This is a genomic window from Nocardia sp. NPDC004722, assembly GCF_053601505.1.
In genome coordinates this window covers 1-4,733 of record NZ_JBSGBY010000627.1, presented here as the reverse complement: position 1 = coordinate 4,733, position 4,733 = coordinate 1, and the positions used below count along the sequence as shown (strand labels likewise).

General features: G+C 66.7%; 4 protein-coding genes. 1 reads left to right on the top strand and 3 read right to left on the bottom strand.

From position 1 onward, the window contains the following. Positions 1 to 450: 450 nt before the first annotated feature. The 3 genes from tyrS to ACWELQ_RS38360 all read right to left on the bottom strand — a co-directional run bounded on the left by tyrS (position 451) and on the right by ACWELQ_RS38360 (position 3,147). Positions 451 to 1,734: a tyrosine--tRNA ligase gene (gene tyrS, locus ACWELQ_RS38370; RefSeq protein WP_452401917.1), complete on the bottom strand. Its 1,284-nt coding sequence runs from the start codon at positions 1,732 to 1,734 to the stop codon at positions 451 to 453. Between the two features lie 211 nt (positions 1,735 to 1,945). Beyond that, positions 1,946 to 2,371: a DoxX family protein gene (locus ACWELQ_RS38365; RefSeq protein ID WP_452401916.1), complete on the bottom strand. Its 426-nt coding sequence runs from the start codon at positions 2,369 to 2,371 to the stop codon at positions 1,946 to 1,948. A 104-nt stretch (positions 2,372 to 2,475) separates the two neighbouring features. Further along, entirely contained in the window at positions 2,476 to 3,147 is a 672-nt protein-coding gene (locus ACWELQ_RS38360) for a FadR/GntR family transcriptional regulator (RefSeq protein ID WP_452401915.1), read from the bottom strand. A gap of 219 nt (positions 3,148 to 3,366) precedes the next feature. On the opposite strand from ACWELQ_RS38360, the gene ACWELQ_RS38355 reads away from it, so the two are divergent. Then, positions 3,367 to 4,733: 2-isopropylmalate synthase (locus ACWELQ_RS38355; RefSeq protein WP_452401918.1), on the top strand; the 1,367-nt coding region annotated here is incomplete at its 3' end.

The window sequence follows — 4,733 nt, the reverse complement described above, 5'->3', positions numbered from 1 at the left end:
CCCTCACGGGGGTGAGAATGATTGGAACCAAATAAAATATTTGGCACTGACATTCATCGACACACTATTGAGTTCTCAAAGAACACACGCACACACCATCGCTCCGAGTTGATCGGATGTCCAGTGAGGCAACTTTTCCAGCCTAGCCCCTGATCTCAACAGAGTCAAGATCCAATTTCTTGGCTGGAGTGTTCATGTCCGGCGCCTTCGTCCAACCTCGTTTTCCGCTTCCGAATCCCTGCTCTGAGCTGGGTGTTTCGGTCCCGGTCGGTGTCCGTGTCGCTCTGACCTGGACTAAGTTACGCGGCGGATAACGCGAGGTCAAATCCGCTGGTCGCCAACACGTTTGCGCTGGTCAAAAGGGTGGCGACCGGGCGGTTTTCCGACCTGAGCCACCCCTTTGTGACTCAGGTCATTTCGATCTTGTTGCCGAATCAATTGCGCAGCAGATCAGTTGGCCGCGCGACGCACGCCGGCGAAGTTCTTCTTGCCGCGACGCAGCACCAGCCACTGCCCGTGCAGGAAGTCGGCATCCGAGGGGGTCCACTCCAGATCGGACACCTTCTGGTTGTTCACCGATGCGCCACCCTCGTTGACCGCGCGCCGGGCCGCGCCACGGCTCTCGCTCAGACCGGACTCGACCAGCAGGTCGACGATGGTGGAGGCCGGGGTCGCCTCGGCGACCTTGCCGTCGACCGCGGCCTCGGTCAGCGCCGCGGCCAGGGTGGACTCGTTGAGCTCACCGAGTTCACCGCGGCCGAACAGGGCCTGGCTGGCCAGCTGCACCGAGCGGGTGTTCTCCTCGCCGTGCACGAGAGTCGTCATTTCCGCGGCCAGCCGGCGCTGGGCCTCGCGGGCGTGCGGGCGCTCGACGGTGGCCTTCTCCAGTTCGTCGAGTTCCTCGCGGGACAGGAAGGTGAACCAGCGCAGGTAGCGGACCACGTCGGCGTCGGCCGTGTTCACGAAGTACTGGTACCAGGCGTAGGGGCTGGTCATCTCCGGATCCAGCCAGAGGCTGCCGCCGCCGGTGGACTTGCCGAACTTCTTGCCGTCGGCCGAGGTCACCAGGGGAACGGTGAGGGCGTGCACGTGCTCGCCGTCGACGCGGCGGTTGAGCTCGACGCCCGCGATGATGTTGCCCCACTGATCCGAACCGCCGACCTGCAGCGTGCAGCCGTATTCGCGGCGCAACTGCAGGAAGTCGTTGGCCTGCAACAGCATGTAGCTGAACTCGGTGTAGGACATGCCGTCGGATTCCAGACGGCGCTTGACCGTGTCGCGGGCCAGCATGACGTTCACCGAGAAGTGCTTGCCGATGTCGCGCAGGAAGGAGACCGTGCTCAGCGGTCCGGTCCAGTCCATGTTGTTGGCGATGATCGCCGCGTTCGGGCCGTCGCCGAGGTCGACGAAGCGCTCGAGCTGCGAGCGGATGCGTCCGGCCCATTCGGCGACGGTGTCGGTGGAGTTCATGGTGCGCTCGCCGACGTCGCGGGGGTCACCGATGAGACCGGTCGCGCCGCCCGCGAGCACGATGGGACGGTGGCCCGCGGCCTGGAAGCGCTTGAGCGCCAGCAGGGGAACCAGGTGTCCGGCGTGCAGGGAGGCCGCGGTCGGGTCGAACCCGGCATAGAGGGTGATCGGGCCCTTGGCCGCGGACGCGCGCAGGGCGTCCAGGTCGGTGGACTGCGCGATCAGTCCGCGCCAGGTCAGTTCGTCGATGATGTCGCCGCTCACGGCTCTCTATCTTTCCGCACGTAGATGGGGACGCTGCACAGGCCCGGGGTTGTGGTGAAACGAGTCCGGCCCGCCGATCGGGGATCGGCGGGCCGGGAAGCGAATTCGAGTGGATGACCACCGAACGCCCCGAAGCCCGCCGCCGAGTGTCCTCGGCGGCGGGCGGGGGTCTAGCGAATATCTGTGCTCACTGCACCAGATCCCGGAGCTCTCACTTGACCAGGTTGGTGAAGGTGGAGAAGGAGGCGCGGCGCTCGTAGGCGATCCAGGCGAAGATCGCGGCCAGCACCAGCGGGAAGATCGCCATGGCGGGCTTGCCGACGATGAACGCCTGGGTACCGGCGGCCAGCACGGTGAGAACGGACAGGCCCGCGGCGGCGGGGCCGGTCACGCGGCGGACCATGAGGCCGATACCGCCCGAGACCTCGGCGACGCCGATGAAGATCAGCAGGCCGATCGGGATGGACACACCCGCGGCGCCGCTGTCGATCAACGTCTGCGGCATCACGAGCTTCGGCCCGCCCGAGGCGACGATGAAGAAGAGGCCGAGCACGATCTGCAGGGTCCACAGGACGCGGTTGCGGAGCTTGGACGGGGTGGTGGTGACGACGGTCGGGGTGGCGGCGATGGCGGTCATGTCGAATGTCCTTCCGGGGCTTGTCGGTTCGGTGTCGAACTCGCTTGCCCCTTAGGACGGGGGCCGTCGCGGAAACTCATCGCACGGCCGGAAAAAATTTTCGATCAGCCGTCGAAGGCCGCTTTGAGGCTGGTCAGGTGGATGCGGCTGGCGGTGGCGGCAGCCTCCGGATCGCGGGCTCGGATGGCGGAGTAGAGGTTCTCGTGCGCGTCGTGGTCGGCGCTCGGGGCTTTCATCGGGCGGATGCGCAGCATGTCGATCATGGCGTGCCGCGAGCGCGGAACGAAGGCGTTGAACAGTTCCAGCAGGATGTCGTTGTGGGCGGCGGCCACGATGGTGCGGTGGAAAGCGGTGTCCGCGTCGACCAAAGCCTCGACGGAGCCGCCGCTTTCGGCGCGGGCGGCCAGGGCGCGCAGGATGGCACGCAGGTCGGCGGGCGTGCGGCGGCGCGCGGCCAGGGCGGCGCCCTCGGCCTCGATGGCGATGCGGGCCTCGATGACGGTGACGATGTCGGAGCGGCGCAGCACGGTGTCCCAGTCCTCGGCGACGTCCAGGGCGGTGACGAAAACGCCCGCGCCCTGGCGACTTTCGAGGACGCCCTTGCCCGCGAGTTCGCGGATGGCCTCGCGCAGGGTGGAGCGGCCGACGCCGAGCTGGGCGGCCAGGGTGGTTTCGCCGGGGAGCCGGTGGCCGAGCTGCCACTCCCCCGCCCGAATCCGCTCCAGCAGAACCTCGGCCGCCTGGGCGGCGAGCGGATGCCTTTGTACCTGCGCCACTTTGCTTCGGCCTCTCTACTTGTCTGAGGAGTGAATCCCCTCTAGTCTAGGCCACATGCATACGGGTGCCCTTCTCCTCCTTCGCCGCCGCAGCGGGGTCTGACCAGACCGGCACCCCGCTAGCGGGTCGCTTGTGCTGCGCCGGTCACACTCTCTCCGACGCGAAAGCGAAGCCCCGTGAGCACCTTCCCGACCTGGAATCGTCAGCAGCCCTCCGTCATGCCGTCGCATCGGTATCGCGATGTGTATCAACGGGTTTCGGTACCGCTGACCGAACGTGAATGGCCCGCCAACCGGATCACGACCGCACCGCTGTGGGTGCCGGTGGATCTGCGGGACGGCAATCAGGCGCTGGCCGAGCCGATGGATCCCGAACGCAAGCGGCGGTTCTTCGAAATGCTGGTGGCCATGGGCTACAAGGAGATCGAGGTCGGCTATCCGAGCGCCTCGCAGACCGACTTCGACTTCGTGCGGCTGATCGGGTCGGCGCGGCTGGCGCCCGCCGATGTCACCATCGTCGTATTCACGCCCGCGCGCCGGGATCTGATCGAGCGGACGGTGGAGTCGATCCGCGGCATTCCCAACAATGTGGTGATCCACATGTACACCGCCACCGCACCGACTTGGCGAAACGTGGTGCTGGATAAGTCACGTGACGAACTGGCCGAGCTGATCCTGGCGGGCGGGCGCGACGTGCTGGAACTGGCCGGGGACATGCCGAACGTGCGCTTCCAGTTCTCGCCCGAGGTATTCATGCTGACCGAGCCGGACTATGTGCTGGATATCTGCGACCGGATGACCGAGCTGTGGGACGCCACCCCCGAGCGGCCCGTCACTCTGAATCTGCCCGCGACGGTCGAGGTCGCGACGCCGAACGTGTACGCGGACCAGATCGAGTACATGCACCGCAACCTGGCACGGCGCGACAGCGTCATCCTGTCGGTGCATCCGCACAACGACCGCGGGACCGGGGTCGCCTGTGCGGAATTGGCGGTGCTGGCCGGGGCGCAGCGCGTCGAGGGCTGCGTGTTCGGCAATGGTGAGCGCACGGGCAATGTGGATCTGGCGACGCTGGCGTTGAATCTGCATGCGCAGGGCGTGGATCCGATGATCGACTTCTCCGATATCGACGAGATCCGGCGCACGGTCGAGTACTGCACGCGGCTGCCCATCCACGAACGCCACCCGTACGCGGGCGATCTGGTGTACACCGCGTACTCGGGCACCCATCAGGACGCGATCAAGAAGGGCTTCGCCGAGCATCGCGAGCGGGCGGCCCGGCTGGGACTGCCCGAGCGTGAAATCCCTTGGGAGGTACCGTATCTGCCGATCGACCCCGCCGATGTCGGGCGCTCCTACGATGCCGTGATCCGGGTGAATTCGCAGTCGGGCAAGGGCGGTATCGCCTATCTGCTGCAACAGGAGTACGGGCTGGACCTGCCGCGGCGGCTGCAGATCGATTTCGCCCTGCACGTGCAGCGGCACACCGACGCGACCGGCACCGAGGTGTCGGCGCGGACGCTGTGGGAACTGTTCACCGCGACCTATGCCGCCGACGACCGGACGGACTCGGCGGTCGGCGCGTC

Bases quoted from the DNA above. Each gene is read 5' to 3' on its own strand.
- ACWELQ_RS38365 (WP_452401916.1), bottom strand. From the start codon at position 2,371: ATGACCGCCATCGCCGCCACCCCGACCGTCGTCACCACCACCCCGTCC.